This window comes from Clostridium sp. 16K-1-R1 (assembly GCF_023921145.1).
GTDB classification, from domain to species: Bacteria; Bacillota; Clostridia; order Clostridiales; family Clostridiaceae; genus Sarcina; species Sarcina perfringens.
Genome location: NZ_CP046515.1, coordinates 1,344,971 through 1,362,903 on the forward strand (window position 1 = coordinate 1,344,971; position 17,933 = coordinate 1,362,903).

The following is a 17,933-nucleotide window of genomic DNA, read 5'->3' on the forward strand; positions in this document are numbered from 1 at the left end:
TTAAAATATATATTACAAGTTTTTACATAATAAACATTATTTTATTTATAATTATATTTTTAACAAAGGAAGTTGGGGAGGAAATGAACATAAGTCAAGTAATAATAAGGATAATATTATCTATAATTATAGGAGGTCTTGTTGGATATAATAGAGAGTATAAAAATAGGCCAGCGGGATTTAGAACTCATATGTTAGTATGTTTAGGAGCCACTATTGCAGCCTTAATTCAGGTACAAGTTGGTTATTTTGTACTTGAAGAAATAGCCAAGAATCAAGCTATGTCAAGTATATTACATGTTGATGTAGGAAGAGTTATATGCCAAGTTATATCAGGGGTAGGATTTTTAGGAGCAGGAGCTATAATTCAAACTAAAGGTACTGTAAAGGGTTTAACAACAGCTGCCTCTATGTGGGCAGTAGCAGGGGTTGGTATTGCTATAGGAATGGGATTCTATGTTATAAGCATTTTAAGTGGTGTTAGTATATTAATAGTTTTAATTTCTCTAAAGAAATTTGAAGATAGATTTATAATAAACACTAGAAACTTAAGTATAGAAATAAGGTGTAAAGATCTTAAAGCATTAAATGAAATAAATGATTTTTTTGAGGAATATCAAATAAAAATAAGTAATATTGAGTCAATTAGTGAAGAGGTTTATCAATATAAAATAGAAGCATCACAGTTTGTAACAATAAATGAGATTATAAGTGGGCTTATAGCTAATGAAAATATAAGTAGAGTAAAGGAAATAAACTATAGTTGCTGAATGAATTTATATCATTTGGATAACTTTTCTAATTTTAGATAATACGGTACCTTATTTAAGAAAAAATTTTATAAAATAATTAAAGTGTATTAAAAAATAAATTGTATTTAATTGTACTTTTCTTTTTAATACACTTTATTTATTATTATATGAAGTAATTATATTTTAAATATTATAATTTAGAATATCTTTAAATACTTTATTATGTTCTAGATCCTTACTTAAAGCTTGAATTACATATATTATATTTTTTTCTGAAATTTCATTTTGTGATGAGATGTTCCAAAGTATTAAATAGCTTTTTATTAGTTTATAAGTATTTATAAGCTTATGAATACTTTCATTTAAATCACCACCTGTATTAAAGGGAATTATATCCTTAAAAATTTGATTTACTAAGTAATTTTCAAATATGTATGAGTACTTCTTAAAGTAAGTATCAAAGGATTTTAAGTCATATTTATGTATATTGTTAAATAAATTTTGATCCTTATTTAAATCTGATAACAAATTCTTTAGCCTAGTACCAATGACTTTTCTTAAAAGTTTTTCATCTAAGATAATCTTAAAAAAGTTATTGGTAATACTAAGTGGAATAATTTTCTTAGAATCAATAAATTCAGTTATATTTGATGGATATTCAGTTATTTTTTCAAGTAAATCTTCAATTTCATAAAAGTTTTCTTCAGTTTTTAGATCTTCTAGACTTTTATAAAAGGCTTTTAATAGACTTAGTCTCTCCTCAATAGAGAAATTTCTGTTTTGCATAATATTTATTGATATAATTCTTATATCCCAAAAATATTGAATTAAATTATCTGAACCTATAAAAGCTTCAGTATCTATTACTCTGCGTATTTCTAGGAAATCTTCAGGAAGTTCTTCTTCTATTTCTATAAATTCCATTTTTTCTTTATTTAAAAAAGCTTTAGAACAAATTTCTTCACAGGAAGGAAGTCCGCTTTTCTCATATATATCATCTATAATATTAAAAACTCTAGGATATCTTCTACAGGTTATAGATAAGCTTTCTTCGCCACATTTACCGTGAATTTCACAAAGTAAGTTTTCATTTAAAAAGGGGCATTTATTATCTTCTGTTATTTTCATAAATCCATAATTAAATGAATCATCTGATTCAGGGCTTTTTATGTATTTTCCAGTTGTTAATTCTTTTAGATTTCCTTTATCATTTTCATACTTTTTAAAGGTATTTTCATCTATGTTAATGTCCCAACCAGCACAACAAGTATCAGTGCAATTAGGACCTATGCATTTAAATGTCTTCATATATTTTGGAATAAAAAAATTTGTTTTCAAAACAACACCATCTTTCGTGTAAAATTATACTGCCTTAATATTTTATCACTTAGTTTTATAAATAGTTAGTAATTTTTTTAGAAAGTAAAATTAGCAAAGAAATAAATTAATATATTAAATTTTCATTTGTAAAATTAATGAAAAAGTATAGTTTTTTTAGGGGTTCATGATTAAAATAATGTTATTATTTAGTTAGTTGGAAATTTTTATAAATAAATTCTTTTGATTTATATGACAGGGGGAATAGTTTTGAATATTCAAATTAGAAATATTATAAAATCAGATATTATTAACTTTAATAAAGAGTTTAAATTACAAGGGTGGGAAAAACCTATTTCATTATTTGAAAAGTATTATGAAGAGCAAGAAAATGGAATTAGAAGGGTTTTTGTAGCATGTAATGATAAGCAAGTTCTTGGATATGCAACGCTAATTCCAAATGATGAAAATGGACCTTTTGCAAATAAGCAAATTCCTACTCTTCGTGATTTTAATGTTCTTGAGAAATATCAGAATAAAGGTATAGGTACAGCTTTACTTGATGAAATTGAAGATACTGTTAAAGAATATTCTAAAAGCATTTGTTTAGGGGTTGGGCTTCATCCAGGATATGGTTCTGCTCAGAGAATGTATATAAAAAGAGGGTACATTCCTGATGGTAGTGGAGTTTGGTATAATAATATGCTTTTAGAGCAGAATGCTCAGTGCAGAAATGATGATGATTTAGTATTGTATTTAATTAAAGAATTTATTTAATATAAACAAGATATAAAAAACAGTTAAGCTTTGATGCTTGACTGTTTTTTATTACATCAAGTACCTTTGATTTTTAATGTTTTATAAATAAAATTATTTGCTATAATAAATATTTGATAATCAAAATAATTCATGATATAATAATGACTTACAAAATTCTTTTATGAAGGAGAGTATATGAATACAACACATATAAAACAAGAAAATAAAACTAAGAAAAGATCGAGTAAGCTTAAAAAATGGATTTGTGGAATATTAGTAGGAATAATAATATGTATTATTTTAGCTTTAGGATTTGGAGGAAACTATTTATATAATTTAGCTATAAATCCAGATACACCAAAAGATATAGTCTTTGAATCAACTGAAAGTAGTAAAGATGTGGTTACAATAAATAGTACAAGTGGACCAGTAAGTATTTCAAGTGAAGAATGGCTTTTAAAGGAAAGTGGTTACGAAGATTTATATATGACTTCAAGAGATGGGCTAAAATTACACAATTATCTTATAAAAAAACCAAACTCTAATAAGTGGGTTATTACAGTACATGGCTATACATCTCAAGGAAAATTAACATCATACTATGCAAAAAACTTTTCTGACATGGGATATAATGTTATAATCCCTGATTTAAGAGGTCATGGCACTAGTGAAGGTGATTATATAGGAATGGGATGGGACGAGCGTTTAGATATAATAGATTTAATTAATTATATAATAAAAGAAGATAAAGAGGCAGAGATAGTTTTATATGGTATATCAATGGGGGCAGCTACAGTTCTTAATACATCAGGAGAAGAACTTCCAGAGAATGTTAAGGCCGTTGTAGCAGACTGTGGATATACTAGTGCATGGGATGAATTTGCTTATCAGTTAAATAAACTTTTTGGTCTTCCAGCTTTCCCTATGATGCATATAGCAAATTTAATAACAAAAATTAGAGCTGGCTATTGGATAAATGAATCGTCACCTATTGATCAAACTGCAAAATCAAAAACACCAACACTATTTATTCAAGGAGATGAAGACACTTTTGTTCCTTCCTTTATGGTAGAAGAACTTTTTAATGCCTCTTCTGCTGAAAAGGAAAAATTAATAGTAAAAGGAGCTGGACATGCTAAGGCAAGTAAGGTTAATCCTAAACTTTATTGGGAAACAATAGATGGTTTCTTAAATAAATATGTTAGTTAGTTTTAAGGGATAAAATAAACTATAAGTAAAGATAGAATAAATAATACAAGCAAAAAAGCTTTGAAAAATTTAATAGATCAGATTAAATAATATCTAAAAAAACAAACAGTAATATTTTATTACTGTTTGTTTTTTTATCTTAAATATATGGTTTTAAATTTTTATTACATAGCAGCTTTAGGTGAAAATTTAGCTTTAAGTATTCCTACTATAGCAGGTAAAATAGAAACAACTATTATACCTATAATAACTATTGAGAAATTTTCAGCAACAATTTTTATATTACCAAAGAAATATCCTAAACTTGATACAAGTATAACCCAAATAAATCCACCAACTGCATTGTAAGTTAAAAAGTTTTTATATTTCATTGTTCCTATACCTGCAACAAAGGGTGCAAAGGTACGAATTATAGGAATAAATCTAGCTATTATTAAGGTTTTTCCACCATATTTATCATAATAAGTATTAGTTTTCTCAATATACTCTTTTTTTATAAGTTTAGAATTAGCAAGTAATTTGCTACCTAAAAATTTACCAATACTATAGTTTAAAGTATCTCCAAGTATGGCTGCAATTAATAGTAATGGTACTAATATATAAATATTAATCATACCTAAAGCGCAGAAAGTAGCTGATGCAAATATTACTGAATCTCCAGGAAGAAAAGGAGTTACTACTAATCCTGTTTCCGCAAGGATTATTAAAAATAAAACCAAGTAAGTCAAGGTTCCATAATTATTGATAAAAACACCTAGATATTTATCTAAATGTAATATTAAATCAAAAAAATTGCTTATTAAGTTCATAAAAAATCTCCTAACTAAAATGAATAAATCTATTTTTTATTATATTACTAATTTAAATATTATTCATTAATTTTTTGAATAAAATGTTAATTGAATCCAGTAATTGGTTTGATTCTACTAATATTTAGATATTTATATAAGTTATTTCTTATTAATATTCTAAATAAAAAGTATATTAGTTATTAATGTTTAAATATTATAATAAATATATAGAATAGTTGTTCATGATTTTACATGATTTAAGAGGAGAATATAAATGGAGAAATTAACAGTAGAAGAAAAGCAAATATTAAAAGCTAAGGGTATATTAAACCAAAAGCAAGAAGAATTCTATGCTATAAGGTTTTTAAGTAAAGTTGGATATTTTAAGGCAGAAGAGATGATTGCTTTATCTGAGATTGCTAAAGAATATGGAAATGGAGAATTAAGTTTAACTAGTAGATTAACTGTGGAAATACCTTATATAAAGGAAGAAAATATAGATAAAGTAGTAGAAATATCAAGAAAAAAAGGTCTTAGAATTGGAGGAGCAGGAAAAACTGTTAGGGCTATAGTTACATGTAAGGGAACTGTTTGTAAGCATGGACTTATTGATACAAGAAAAATTGGAGAATTATTTGAGGAGAAGTTTTTAGGAAGAAAGGTTCCATCAAAATTTAAAATAGGAGTTTTCGGATGTATAAATAGTTATGGTAAAGCTCAAAGCAATGATTTTGGTATTGTACCAATTGTGAATTCAGAAAGTAAGGAAGTAGAGTTTTTAGTTTTTATAGGTGGAAGAGCTGGGAGAAAAGCTAGGAAGGCAGAGCCGATGAAGAGAATATTTAAGGAAGAAGAATTATTAAAACTTCTAGAATGCACTATAGATTATTATAATGAGCTTGCAGATGAAAAAGAAAGGTTAGCAGAGATTATTGAAAAAATTGGAGAAGAAGAATTTGAAAAAAATATAATAAAAAGATTTAATGCTTAAATATTGCTATAAGTATTTTGAAAAGAGATGATATGCTTGATTGATAAGAAAATAGTCATTGAAGAGAACAGTTATTTAGAAAAGTTTTTTGAACACAATAGAAAACATGAAGATTATATAAGAAATAGAATATATAAGTGTACATTAGATTTAATAAATAATAATCCTCATAAGATTAAGAAGGTAAGAGGATATAAGTATAAGGGTAAAACCATATATGAATATAAGATTCCCTTAGAAGCTGGATTGGACTGTAGGGTTGCATATATTTTCTATAAAGAAGAGATAATTATATTTTTTATTTCAAATATAATTATAAAAAATGAATTCACAAAATTAGTTTCAAAATTAAAGGATGTAAAGAAAATATAAAAGGAGATATATAAATTGGTAAGTATAGCAGATTTTGTAGATGTTGCTTTATATACAGTAAAAAGAATAGAAATAAATGATAAAGTTAATTTTAAAACATTTAAAAAAGATAGAGAAGTTGAAATAGAAAAAATAGATAAGGGGTTATTCAATGTAAGTGAAAATGGGTTTAATAGGGAAGTGTTTTTAAATCTTCATGAAAAGGACTTAAAGAGAACTTTGAAATATTTACAAAAGAAAGAGTTTCCTAAAAGCAATAAACTTTGGTATAAAATAATAAGAACAAAGAAATAGAAATATGATTTAAATATTATATAAACTTTTTATCTGTTTTAAAATAGAATATAGTGTAATTAATAATATTAAGGAAGAATTTACATGATTAATTCAAATGATAAAATAATTTTAGATTCTAAATTAGGAAATGTTATATCAAAAGAGGATAGAGATGAGGAATTAAAAGAAAAATCTCCTATAGAGTTAAGTGGATTAAGGTGTATAAAAACCATGAATTCTTCATTTATAGATTTTTATAAAACTTATGAAGAAGAGGATCTTTTATTAAATAAAGAAGATAATTTAATAAAAAATTCTAATCTTATTGAAAGTAGAAAGGCAAGTTCCTTTAGTAGAAATGAAAAAAAGAATAATATTCCACTTAATATAGCAAATAAGTTCCCAATTGAAACTGAATTTTTAACCTTAGAGAATTTAGAGCATAGTAATCTTCTTAGAATAGTAGATGAAGAAAAAGAAAGTATCTTAATACCTTATTTATTAGATAAAACTCCATATTTAGCCTTATTAAATAAAAATTATGAATCTTATATGCTAAAACATAATTTTAGGGGTGAGGGTTTTACTATAAAGGATTTATTTGTTTTGAATTTAGGAAAAGAAGTATTGGTATTCATAGGTTTTCAAGTAGACACTAAACTAAACAAACTTCATATTTTGAAAGTAAAAGATGGAAAGTTTGTTAAGGCTTTTAATGAAAATGAGTACTATTATAGTAAGGTATTTTTGGAAAATTTAAATAAGGATAAGGAAGCTGAACTTATTATTTGGATAAATGAAATAGAGGAAGCTTACAAAATAGAGATTTACTCTATTAAAGAAAATGGATTAAAGAAAACTAATAAATTTGATAAAGAATATTATGGAAAAGTAGTAGATTATTATAAAAATCTTATAGAGAGTTATGGTAATAAGAGGATATATTCTTATTATTTAGCCTTAGCTTATGAAAAAAGGAGAGAGTATAGAAAGGCTATAGCTGTAATTGATGATGCATTAGAGGAAGAATTTTCATATCCATCTGTAGAAAAATTAAAGGAATTAAGAAAGAAGCTAAAAAAATTAATTAAATAGTTTGAGTATAAAAAATAACTATATCTAAGTGTTAGAATTTAATTAGATATAGTTATTTTTTATATTTTATATTTTATATAATTAAATTTGTACATATATATAAATATTGTTTTTATAAATTTATGTATTTAATATAGATAATAATTTTAATTTAATCATACACTTGTTTTTTATGATAAAATTAAATTCTAATAGTATATAAGTAAAGAAGGATGAAGTTTATGAATTCAAATTTATTAGAGGTATTATTAGATAACATACCTTATTCAGTATGGTTAATAGGAATAGATAGTAGATTTATTTTTGTAAATAAATATTACTCAAATGCTTTAAAGTTGAGTAAAGAAGAGATAATTGGAAAGAGTTTAAGTGAAATTTATACTAAAGAAGTGGCAGATGAATATATTGGAAATTATAAGTTAGTAATAGAAGAAGGAAAGCCAAAACTTTTTTCAGGATATGAAAATGGATTAGGATATCCAAATGGAGCTTTTCTAGAATGTTATTTAGCACCTATAAAAGAAAATGGAGAGATAAAGTGTTTTTTAGGAATTCTTCAAGATCAAAGTGAAAGAAAAAAGTATGAAGAAGAGCTCATAAATCAAAAGGAACTTTTAAATACTATTGTGGAATCTATTCCAGATGGGATTTATCATAAAGATAAGAATGGAAAATATTTAAAATGTAATGATACTTTAGTTAATGAATATTATAAAAAAAATAGAGAAGAAATAATTGGGAAAGACATAAAGCGTATTTCTAAAAAATCTTCTAATAGAAATAGCCTTTTTAAGGGAGAAAAAATACTAGATGATTTTATAGCTCAAGATAAAGAAGTTATAAATACAAAAAAGAAAGTCAAGGAAAAAATACGAGTAAAGCTTAATAGAAAAGTAAAGTATATAGAATCTATTAAAGTGCCTGTTATAGATAACAATGGCAGTGTAACAGGTATTGTAGGTGTAGTGAGAGATGTAACTGAGAATGTTGTTTTAGAAAATAAATTAAAAAAAATGAGTTACAGAGATAAACTTACAGGACTTTATAATAGAGCTTATTTTGATGAAAAGCTAGAAGAATTAAATAATGAAGAGTTTTTCCCTTTAAGCTTTGTAATGGGAGATTTAAATGGACTTAAGGTTATAAATGATGCTATTGGACATTTAGAGGGAGATAAAATTTTAAAAGAAATTTCAGGGGTAATAAAAAATTCTTGTAGAAAAGATGATCTTATATTTAGATGGGGTGGAGATGAGTTTTGTATTCTTTTGCCTAAGACAACAGAGGAAGAAGCAGAGGCTATATGTAATAGAATAAGGAAAAATTGCAAGCTCAATCATAAAACTATAATTCCTTTAAGTATAGCACTTGGAGTATCTAGTAAAAAAGAGGCTAAAAAACCAATAGATGAAGTTTTAGTAGAAGCTGAAGATAAAGTTTATAGAGAAAAATTGGTGAATGAAAAACGTATAAAAAAGAATATAATAGACTCATTAAATAAAGAGCTTTTTTTAAGACATGATGATATTAAAGATCATATAAATAGAGTTAAAAAGTATGCTGTTGAACTAGGTAAGAAGATGAACTTATCAGAAAAGGAATTAAAAAAATTAAAAATGCTAGCTAAACTTCATGATATAGGCAAAGTAGGAATTCCTGAGGAAATACTATCTAAGCCAGGTGAGTTAACAAAAGAAGAGTATGAAATAATAAAAACTCATGCTGAAAAAGGATATAGAATTGCTATGTTTAATCCAGAGTTTAAAAAAATAGCACCATGCATATTAGCTCACCATGAAAGATATGATGGTACTGGATATCCATTAGGACTAAAAGGTAATGATATTCCACTACTTGCTAGAATTATAAATGTAGTAGATTCTTATGATGCTATGACAAATAAAAGGGTCTATAAAGGAAGCCTTAGTGCTGAAGAAGCTAAAAAGGAGCTTAAAAAGAATTCTGGTACTCAATTTGATCCTATGATTGTAGAGGAATTTTTAGAGTTAAAAAGAATTTAAATATATCTTATAATTTTGTAATATTGTTTAAAGATAAATATGAAATTTATAATTAATGGGAGTGGAACAATGAATTTTTTTGATTTAGTTAATAAAAGAGAAAGTGTAAGAGGGTATTTAGATAAAGAAGTTGAAAAAGAAAAGATAATAAAAATAATAGAAGCAGCAAGGGTAGCACCATCAGCTTGCAATGCACAACCTTGGAAATTTGTTGTTGTTAATGATAAAAATTTAGTTAGAAAAATTGCAGAGAATTTATATGATCCCATGATAGGAATTAATAAATTTGCTATTACCTCACCAGCATTTATAGTTGTGGTTGGAGAAAAGAGAAATTTAACATCTAAAATGGGAGAGCTTATAAAGAAGAAGGATTATACTTCTATGGATATAGGAATAGCATCAGAACATTTATGTTTGGCAGCCACCGAGCTAGGACTTGGAACCTGTATGATGGGATGGTTTAAAGAAAAAAATATTAAAAAGCTTATTGATATTCCTACAAATAAAGAAATCCATTTAGTAATTTCATTAGGATACTATGATGAAAAAGTTGCAAGAAGAAAAATAAGAAAGAATATTGATGAAATTTATTCTTTTAATAAATATAAATAAGTAAAGAGCAAACTAGCAAATAAGAAGCTAGTTTGCTTTTTTAAAAAGATAATTCATTTAATCTTTAATTTTGATTGAAACATAATAGCATTTAAGTGAGCTTGTATTATTAATTTTATTACTAGATTTTTAAATTTGAAAATAAAGAGCTACTTTACAATTTTAAGAAATTAGATGTTTTTATATGGTATGTAAATGTGTACAAAAGGTTAATAGAATGATATAATTAAAATGTAATTATTTGGTTTTGTTTTTATATTTAATGACTAGGGGTGAGGATATGGTTTTTACAATTAATGCTTATAAAATACCTTTAGAGTCAGTTTATAGACTGAAGAAAAATAATAATTGGGAGCCACAAGAGCACTTTTTAACTATTGATTTTGAAAATGATATGATATTTAACACACATGAAGAAGCTGAAAAATGGCTTGCTGATAATAATATTCTTTTTATAAATGATGAAAAGGTCAATACTTCAGAATTTCAGTTAAATTGCTATGGTGTTGAGAACTTTAATATTGAAATAGTAGTACATAGAAAAACAAAGCCTAATATTTTTACTGAAAAAGACGTAAGGAAAGTTTTAAACGAGGGCGATGATAGATATAATAATTCCTTAATAATAGACTTTGAAGGCAATTTGAAGTTAATACAAAGCAATCCAGAAGATATAATATATCATTCTAACTATGCTGTTAGCAATGAAGTTTATAATAGCGGAAATGGATTTGTTGGAAGAGAATTTAGCGACTTGTATATTAAATATATTTATTTAAACTTGTTAGATAATTGGGTTTTACATTTAGAATCAGGAAGAAGTATTTATGTAACTTGTTATGAAGATAACATCAATGAAGAAAATACAATTTATAAAATAAATAAATTGTTAGCTGATATGAATTGATTATAAACAAAGGAGATGTAAATATTATGGAAAAGTCAAATGTATTTTCCAATGATGAAATAATAAGATGTACCGTATGTGGCAAAGATTTAATGGAAGATATAAAAATGTCTATGGTACAAATAATAACTGATGAGAATGATGAAATAGTAAGGGTTATTCCTTGTTGCAAGGGAAAATGCGATCAGATTTTACAAGATGAGATTAAAGAGTCAGAAGGAAATGGATTTAGAGATTTAATAACCTTTGTAAATCCATATTTATATATAAATAATATTATGCAGATGATGGATAGGATGTTTGAAGGAAAAGGATTTGCAAACCAAGAAGCTTTTAATGCATATTCAGATTTAATTTTAAATTGTTATCAATATGTATCAAGAAATTTAAGTGAAGAGGAAAAGGAATTTTCTAAGAATATAAGCTTATTACCATTATAATGTTTTTAATATTTTTATAGTTTATTTTAGTTGTTTTTAGTATAAAGGCAGTTTGAGATGCAAGAGGAGTGAGTAAATTGAGAATAACTACATTAGTAGAAAATACAAAAATATCAGATGAATATGAAAATAAGCATGGCTTATCATTTCATATAGAAACAGAAAAACATAATATACTTTTTGATTTAGGGCCTAAAAATACATTTTTGACAAATGCAAAGAAGTTAAATATAAACTTAGAAGAAGTTGATATTGTAGTAATATCTCATGGTCATAATGATCATGGTGGTGGGTTAGAAGAATTTTTAAAAATAAATAATAAAGCTAAGGTTTATATACACAAGGATGCTTTCAACGAGTATTATAGTATGGCAGGAATTTTCAAAAAGTATATAGGATTAGATAAAGAATTAAAGAAAAATCCAAGAATAATATTGACAGAGGGAGATATGAAAATAGATGATGAGTTATATTTATTTTCAGTAGTAGAAAATAGACATAAAGTATCTAAATTTAATAAGGTCCTTTATAAAAGAGTAGATGGTATGTACTTAGAAGATGATTTTGTACATGAACAAAGTCTTATAATAACAGAAGATAATAAGAATGTACTAATGGGTGGTTGTGCTCATAATGACATAAGAAATATAATTGATAAGGCAGAGGTTATAATAGGAAAAGACTTAGACTACGTTATAAGTGGTTTCCATATTTTTAATCCTAGCACAGGAATAAGTGAAAGTGATTTATTTATAAATACTTTAGGAGATAACTTAAATAAAAGAAATACTAAGTTTTATACTTGTCACTGCACAGGAATGAGAGCATTTAAAATGCTAGAGGAAAAGTTACAAGATAAAATAGAATATATTTCTACTGGACAAGTTTTAAATATATAAAATACAAGGGATTGTATCAAAATAACTTATAAATTTTAATATAAGTATTTGATATAATCCCTTGTCTATTTATTATATAAATTTTCTTATAATGGTACAAATTTTATAAATTTGAAAAAATCATAAAAATTAATTAGAATATTAATATAAATAAAGAGTAAATTGGAGGAGTAAAATGGAATTAGATTTTTTTAGAATACTTGCTACTTTATTAAACCTATCTTTAATAATTTTAATTGCATATGTAGTAGTTAAAATAGTAAGACATATAATAAAGTCATTTAATAGATTAGAAAGAATAGAAAATAAGTTAAATGAGATTTCAGAAAGTTTAAAAGAAAAAGAACATTAAAATGTTGAAAATTTAACTAATTTAAAATATTTACATGGATAAATTTTCTTGTAATAGAAAGTGTTTTTTAGTCAAATTAACGAATTTATTAAAAATAAAAGAAATTTTCAATTATAAGCTTGACTATTTTTTAACATGTGTATTATAGTATAATTGTTGTTAAAAGAATATTAAATGTTTATTAAAAAGAATTGTATTTGTGTCATAAATATAGAGGGAGTATAATTTATGGCATCATTATTAGCAGAATTAATAGGAACAATGCTACTTATCATACTTGGTGATGGTGTTGTTGCAAACGTAGTTTTAAAGAAAACAAAGGGAAATAGCTCAGGATGGATAGTTATAACTACTGGATGGGCTTTAGCAGTTGCTATACCAGCAGCTATTTTTACTAGTGTAAGTGGAGCATTATTTAATCCAGCATTAACAATAGCATTAGCTATAGTTGGCCAATTTACATGGTCTCAAGTTATTCCTTATATAATTGCACAACTTTTAGGAGCTTTTTTAGGAGCAGTTGTTGTTTATATAACTTACTATAATCATTTTGAAGAAACAGAAGATCAAAATTCAAAATTAGGAGTATTTTGTACTATTCCAGAAATAGAAGATCATAAAATAAACTTCTTAACAGAGTTTATAGGAACTTTTGTTTTAACTTTTGCTGTATTAGGAATAGGAGCACAAAATATAGATTATGGTGTTAAAGTAATTATAATAGGATGCTTAATATGGGCTATAGGATTAAGCTTAGGTGGTCCAACAGGATATGCAATAAATCCAGCTAGAGATTTTGGTCCAAGATTAGCACACTTCTTACTTCCGATTCCTAGAAAAGGAAGTTCTAAATGGGAATATGCTTGGATTCCTATAGTTGCACCAATAATAGGAGCAATATGTGGAGCCTTAGTTTATGTAAATATATTTTAATAAACCAAGGTAAATAAGTTTAAAATTATTATCTATAGATCAATATAGATAATAATTTTTTTTAATTATAAATGATAAATTTCTTATAACTTTAAAAATACGTTATTTAATATTATGTTTTTAAGTATTATTTTTTTATAGTAAAATATAGTGTTTATATTATTAAAGCTCTTAAGAGGAGGAAATATGGCAAATTTATTAGATATTAGAGAGATTTTAGATGTTAATTCCTTTCAAAAAATACAAGATGATATAGCTAAAGCAACTGAGTTTGCTATGATTACAGTAGATTACAAAGGAATACCAGTTACTAAGCATAGTAGATGTAGTGAGTTTTGTAGATTAATAAGAGAACAAAAAGAGTTCTCGAAATTATGTGAAAAATGTGATTCAAGAGGTGGATTAGAAGCTGCTAGAGAGGGAAGTTTTTACATATATAAATGTCATAGAGGTCTTGTGGATGTGGCTGTTCCAATAATAATTGATGGACAATATCTAGGGGCAGTTATGGTAGGACAAGTTTTATTGATGGATGCAGATGATCATGAATTAGAAGCTGTTTTGACTAAGGAATTAGAATATGATTCAGAAATAAAAGATAAAATTATTGATGCATATGAAAAAATACCAGTTCTTAGTTTTGATAAAATAAAAGCTGTTTCAGAGATGATGTCTCATGTAAGCAATTACATTGTTGAGGAAGCCTTACTTAAAAGAACTCAAAATGAGATTTATACAAAAAATATAGAAATTGCAAGAGCAGAGAGAAGTAAGTTAGAACTTGAAGAGGAATACAAAGCTTGCCAGCTAAAAGCTCTTCAATCTCAAATAAACCCACATTTTTTATTTAATGTATTAAATAGCATAGCATCTTTAGCAATTATAGAGGATGCCCCTAAAACTCAAGAAGTAATTTATAATTTGTCGTATATTTTAAGGTACACTTTAAAGAAAGCTAATAAAATTGTAAGACTTAGTGAAGAAATAAATCATGTTAAGGCATATTTAGAAATTCAAAAGGTTCGTTTTGGTGAAAGAATACAATATAATATAGATTTTGATGAAGAGGATTCAAATGTACAAATTCCATTTATGGCACTTCAAGTTTTTGTTGAGAATGCAGTTTTGCATGGGATTGAGGAAAAAGAACAGGGAGGAGTCATAAACCTATCAATTAAGAGTAGAGGAGAGGACATGATTATTACTATTTCTGATGATGGTGTTGGAATATCAGTTGAAAAACTCTGTGAAATTAGAAATGAAATAAAAAGTAGAGATAAACTAGACTTAGATAAAGTTGGAATAAATAATGTAAATAAGAGAATGTTTCATTATTATGGTGAAGAATATAGTATAAATATAGATAGTAAAGTTAAAAAAGGTACTAAAGTAGAAATTATAATACCTAGAAAACTTTAAATAAAGGAAGTGTATTTTTGTGTTTAGCATAATGGTTGCTGATGATGAACAATTAGAAAGAAGAGTTTTAACCTCTATATTAAAAAAGAATGTAAGAGTTAAAGAAATTATTGAAGCAAAAAATGGAAAAGAAGCTTTAGAATTAAATAGAGAATTTAATCCAGATATAATAATAATGGATATAAAGATGCCAGGAATAAATGGCATTAAAGCCTTGGAGCTTATAAAAAATGAAAATCCTAATAAGGAAATAATAATGCTTACAGCATATGATGATTTTGAGTTTATACACAAAGTTTTAGTGTTAGGAGGATCAGACTACATAATAAAACCAATAAAACCAGATAAATTAATGGAAATTGTTGATAATATTATGGATAAGATTGAAAATAAGAATATAGAATTAGGAGTAAAAAATCATAGTGATGAAAAGACTCTAGATAGAAACTTAACAAATGAAGAGAAAATAGTAGATAAGGTTTCTAAGTATATTGATGATAATATGGATAAAATGCTGAAGTTAGAAGAATTAGCTTCAATCTGTAATTTAAGCCCAGGGTATTTTAGTAGGGTTTTTAAAAAGGAAACTGGCAAAACTGTAATAACATATATAAATGAGAAAAAGGTAGAAAGAGCAAAGAAACTTTTAAAAGAAAGTAAAGACCCTATAATCAATATATCCTTAGACTTAGGCTTTGATGATTGTGGGTATTTTATAAGGGTATTCAAAAAGATAACAGGCTTAACTCCTAAGGCCTTTAGAGAAGAATAATTAATTATTAAATTAACAAACATAAGATTTTTGTGAGAAATGTTACAGAAGAAAAAAATAATATAAGATAATATATTGTTATAAATAAAGCAACTTTTATAGGAAAATATAGTTATAAATCAATAAATATATTAAAAAAATGACATACAAATAGGATTATTTTAATTTTTACGCAGGTAGAGTTAAAATAATCCTATTTTTTTATTTAAAATACGACAAAAATTTAACATAACACATGAAGATTTTCCAATGGAATTTGATTAAAATTATATTAAAATCTAGACATAGACAAAAAATTAACAAACGAATTTGAATTTGAAAGTGAGGAGACGTTAAAGTGAAATCTAAAAGATTCCAAGTATTATCAGAACGTCCTGTAAACCAAGATGGACTTATAGGAGAGTGGGCTGATGAAGGCTTAATAGCTTTAGATAGTCCAAATGATCCAAAATCATCAATAAAAATAGAAAATGGAATAATTACTGAATTAGACGGCAGATCAAGAGATGAGTTTGATATGATAGATAAATTTATAGCAGAGTACGCTATAAATATAGAAGACGCAGAAGCATCTATGAAACTTTCATCTAAAGAAATAGCAAGAAGATTAGTTGATATAAATGTTAGTAGAGATGAAATAGTAAAAATCACTACTTCAATAACACCAATGAAGGCTGTAGAAGTTATTCAAGAAATGAACGTTGTTGAAATGATGATGGCTCTTCAAAAAATGAGAGCAAGAAGAACACCTGCTAACCAATGTCACGTTACTAACGTAAAAGACAACCCAGTTCAAATAGCAGCAGATGCTGCAGAGGCTGCTTTAAGAGGATTTGCAGAGCAAGAAACTACAGTAGGTATAGTTAGATATGCACCTTTTAATGCATTAGCTATCTTAGTAGGTTCACAAGTAGGTAGAGGAGGAGTTTTAACTCAATGTGCAGTTGAGGAAGCTACTGAACTTGACCTAGGAATGAGAGGACTTACAAGTTATGCAGAAACAGTTTCAGTTTATGGAACAGAATCAGTATTTACAGATGGAGATGATACTCCATGGTCAAAAGCATTCTTAGCATCAGCTTATGCTTCAAGAGGACTTAAGATGAGATTTACATCAGGTTCAGGTTCAGAAGCATTAATGGGATACTCAGAAGGTAGATCAATGCTTTACTTAGAATCAAGATGTATATATATAACTAAGGGAGCTGGAGTTCAAGGCTTACAAAATGGTGCAGTTAGTTGTATAGGTATGACAGGAGCAGTTCCATCAGGAATAAGAGCAGTTCTTGGAGAAAACTTAATAGCTGCAATGCTTGATATAGAGGTTGCATCAGCAAATGACCAAACATTCTCACATTCAGACATAAGAAGAACAGCAAGAATGTTAATGCAAATGCTTCCAGGAACAGACTTCATATTCTCAGGATATAGTGCAGTTCCAAACTACGATAACATGTTTGCTGGATCAAACTTTGATGCAGAAGACTTTGATGATTACAACATACTTCAAAGAGACTTAAAAGTTGACGGTGGATTAAGACCAGTTACAGAAGAAGAAACTATAAAGGTTAGAAATAAAGCAGCTAAATGCATACAAATAATCTTTAGAGAATTAGGATTCCCAGAAGTTACTGATGAAGAAGTAGAAGCTGCAACTTACTGTCATGGAAGTAAGGAAATGCCAAACAGAAATGTAGTTGAAGACTTAAAAGCTGCAGAAGAAATGTTAGAAAGAAGAATAACAGGATTAGATATAATAAAAGCTTTAAGCAAAAATGGTATGGAAGATATAGCAAACAACTTATTAAACATGCTTAAGCAAAGAGTTACTGGAGATTATCTTCAAACTTCAGCAATTTTAGATAAAGATTTCAATGTTATAAGTGCTGTTAATGATGTAAATGACTATATGGGACCTGGAACAGGATATAGACTAGATGGTCAAAGATGGGAAGAAATCAAAAAAGTTCCTACAGTAATGAGACCAGAGGATATAGAGTAGGGGGAGAATGA

The 17,933-nt window shown here is 26.4% G+C and carries 19 protein-coding genes; 17 read left to right on the forward strand and 2 right to left on the reverse strand.

The window, feature by feature from the left end; translation table 11 throughout:
- Nucleotides 1–83: 83 nt before the first annotated feature.
- A complete protein-coding gene (locus tag GOM42_RS05815; RefSeq protein WP_110077466.1) occupies nt 84–770 on the forward strand; it encodes an MgtC/SapB family protein in 687 nt (228 codons plus the stop codon).
- Nucleotides 771–935: 165 nt separating this feature from the next.
- On the opposite strand, the gene fliB is transcribed toward GOM42_RS05815, so the two are convergent.
- Nucleotides 936–2,090, reverse strand: coding sequence for a flagellin lysine-N-methylase (fliB, locus tag GOM42_RS05820; protein WP_042266020.1), 1,155 nt, complete (start codon nt 2,088–2,090; stop codon nt 936–938).
- Nucleotides 2,091–2,339: 249 nt separating this feature from the next.
- Between fliB and GOM42_RS05825 the strand changes: the two genes are divergently transcribed.
- Both GOM42_RS05825 and GOM42_RS05830 read left to right on the forward strand, forming a co-directional pair.
- Nucleotides 2,340–2,846 (forward strand): GNAT family N-acetyltransferase, encoded by a 507-nt coding sequence (locus GOM42_RS05825; RefSeq protein ID WP_003456321.1) that lies wholly within the window; start codon nt 2,340–2,342, stop codon nt 2,844–2,846.
- Between the two features lie 177 nt (nt 2,847–3,023).
- Nucleotides 3,024–4,037, forward strand: coding sequence for an alpha/beta hydrolase (locus tag GOM42_RS05830; protein ID WP_003456239.1), 1,014 nt, complete (start codon nt 3,024–3,026; stop codon nt 4,035–4,037).
- A 164-nt stretch (nt 4,038–4,201) separates the two neighbouring features.
- Here GOM42_RS05830 and GOM42_RS05835 read toward each other — a convergent pair whose 3' ends face one another.
- Nucleotides 4,202–4,846, reverse strand: coding sequence for a DedA family protein (locus GOM42_RS05835; protein ID WP_003456352.1), 645 nt, complete (start codon nt 4,844–4,846; stop codon nt 4,202–4,204).
- A gap of 256 nt (nt 4,847–5,102) precedes the next feature.
- On the opposite strand from GOM42_RS05835, the gene GOM42_RS05840 reads away from it, so the two are divergent.
- The 14 genes from GOM42_RS05840 (at nt 5,103) to GOM42_RS05905 (ending at nt 17,922) form a co-directional block, all read left to right on the forward strand.
- A complete protein-coding gene (locus GOM42_RS05840) occupies nt 5,103–5,819 on the forward strand; it encodes a nitrite reductase (RefSeq protein WP_110077411.1) in 717 nt (238 codons plus the stop codon).
- A 36-nt stretch (nt 5,820–5,855) separates the two neighbouring features.
- Complete coding sequence (locus GOM42_RS05845; protein ID WP_003456142.1) at nt 5,856–6,191, forward strand: hypothetical protein; 336 nt, start codon at nt 5,856–5,858, stop codon at nt 6,189–6,191.
- A gap of 15 nt (nt 6,192–6,206) precedes the next feature.
- Complete coding sequence (locus GOM42_RS05850) at nt 6,207–6,485, forward strand: hypothetical protein (protein WP_003456354.1); 279 nt, start codon at nt 6,207–6,209, stop codon at nt 6,483–6,485.
- Nucleotides 6,486–6,569: 84 nt separating this feature from the next.
- Nucleotides 6,570–7,562 carry a hypothetical protein gene (locus GOM42_RS05855; protein WP_003480974.1) on the forward strand — a complete coding sequence of 331 codons (993 nt, stop codon included), beginning with the start codon at nt 6,570–6,572 and terminating at the stop codon, nt 7,560–7,562.
- Nucleotides 7,563–7,783: 221 nt separating this feature from the next.
- The gene (locus GOM42_RS05860) at nt 7,784–9,583 is read left to right on the forward strand and encodes an HD domain-containing phosphohydrolase (protein WP_011590600.1); all 1,800 of its coding nucleotides are present in this window, start codon (nt 7,784–7,786) and stop codon (nt 9,581–9,583) included.
- 69 nt (nt 9,584–9,652) lie between these two features.
- Nucleotides 9,653–10,198: a nitroreductase family protein gene (locus tag GOM42_RS05865; protein WP_003456285.1), complete on the forward strand. Its 546-nt coding sequence runs from the start codon at nt 9,653–9,655 to the stop codon at nt 10,196–10,198.
- Nucleotides 10,199–10,478: 280 nt separating this feature from the next.
- Nucleotides 10,479–11,105, forward strand: a complete 627-nt coding sequence (locus tag GOM42_RS05870; RefSeq protein WP_003451994.1) for a hypothetical protein — start codon at nt 10,479–10,481, stop codon at nt 11,103–11,105.
- 26 nt (nt 11,106–11,131) lie between these two features.
- Complete coding sequence (locus GOM42_RS05875; RefSeq protein WP_003451990.1) at nt 11,132–11,545, forward strand: hypothetical protein; 414 nt, start codon at nt 11,132–11,134, stop codon at nt 11,543–11,545.
- A gap of 77 nt (nt 11,546–11,622) precedes the next feature.
- Nucleotides 11,623–12,444, forward strand: a complete 822-nt coding sequence (locus GOM42_RS05880; protein ID WP_003451816.1) for an MBL fold metallo-hydrolase — start codon at nt 11,623–11,625, stop codon at nt 12,442–12,444.
- A gap of 175 nt (nt 12,445–12,619) precedes the next feature.
- Nucleotides 12,620–12,796, forward strand: coding sequence for a hypothetical protein (locus tag GOM42_RS05885; protein ID WP_003451860.1), 177 nt, complete (start codon nt 12,620–12,622; stop codon nt 12,794–12,796).
- A 228-nt stretch (nt 12,797–13,024) separates the two neighbouring features.
- Nucleotides 13,025–13,729, forward strand: a complete 705-nt coding sequence (locus GOM42_RS05890; protein ID WP_003463638.1) for an MIP/aquaporin family protein — start codon at nt 13,025–13,027, stop codon at nt 13,727–13,729.
- A 186-nt stretch (nt 13,730–13,915) separates the two neighbouring features.
- Nucleotides 13,916–15,148, forward strand: coding sequence for a PocR ligand-binding domain-containing protein (locus GOM42_RS05895; protein WP_003471149.1), 1,233 nt, complete (start codon nt 13,916–13,918; stop codon nt 15,146–15,148).
- Between the two features lie 19 nt (nt 15,149–15,167).
- Nucleotides 15,168–15,920, forward strand: a complete 753-nt coding sequence (locus GOM42_RS05900) for a response regulator (RefSeq protein WP_003474517.1) — start codon at nt 15,168–15,170, stop codon at nt 15,918–15,920.
- 337 nt (nt 15,921–16,257) lie between these two features.
- Nucleotides 16,258–17,922 (forward strand): propanediol/glycerol family dehydratase large subunit, encoded by a 1,665-nt coding sequence (locus GOM42_RS05905; protein WP_003451947.1) that lies wholly within the window; start codon nt 16,258–16,260, stop codon nt 17,920–17,922.
- Nucleotides 17,923–17,933 lie beyond the last annotated feature (11 nt).

Bases quoted from the DNA above. Each gene is read 5' to 3' on its own strand.
- GOM42_RS05815 (WP_110077466.1), top strand. From the start codon at position 84: ATGAACATAAGTCAAGTAATAATAAGGATAATATTATCTATAATTATA.
- GOM42_RS05830 (WP_003456239.1), top strand. From the start codon at position 3,024: ATGAATACAACACATATAAAACAAGAAAATAAAACTAAGAAAAGATCG.
- GOM42_RS05835 (WP_003456352.1), bottom strand. From the start codon at position 4,846: ATGAACTTAATAAGCAATTTTTTTGATTTAATATTACATTTAGATAAA.
- GOM42_RS05840 (WP_110077411.1), top strand. From the start codon at position 5,103: ATGGAGAAATTAACAGTAGAAGAAAAGCAAATATTAAAAGCTAAGGGT.
- GOM42_RS05855 (WP_003480974.1), top strand. From the start codon at position 6,570: ATGATTAATTCAAATGATAAAATAATTTTAGATTCTAAATTAGGAAAT.
- GOM42_RS05860 (WP_011590600.1), top strand. From the start codon at position 7,784: ATGAATTCAAATTTATTAGAGGTATTATTAGATAACATACCTTATTCA.
- GOM42_RS05865 (WP_003456285.1), top strand. From the start codon at position 9,653: ATGAATTTTTTTGATTTAGTTAATAAAAGAGAAAGTGTAAGAGGGTAT.
- GOM42_RS05870 (WP_003451994.1), top strand. From the start codon at position 10,479: ATGGTTTTTACAATTAATGCTTATAAAATACCTTTAGAGTCAGTTTAT.
- GOM42_RS05875 (WP_003451990.1), top strand. From the start codon at position 11,132: ATGGAAAAGTCAAATGTATTTTCCAATGATGAAATAATAAGATGTACC.
- GOM42_RS05885 (WP_003451860.1), top strand. From the start codon at position 12,620: ATGGAATTAGATTTTTTTAGAATACTTGCTACTTTATTAAACCTATCT.
- GOM42_RS05890 (WP_003463638.1), top strand. From the start codon at position 13,025: ATGGCATCATTATTAGCAGAATTAATAGGAACAATGCTACTTATCATA.
- GOM42_RS05895 (WP_003471149.1), top strand. From the start codon at position 13,916: ATGGCAAATTTATTAGATATTAGAGAGATTTTAGATGTTAATTCCTTT.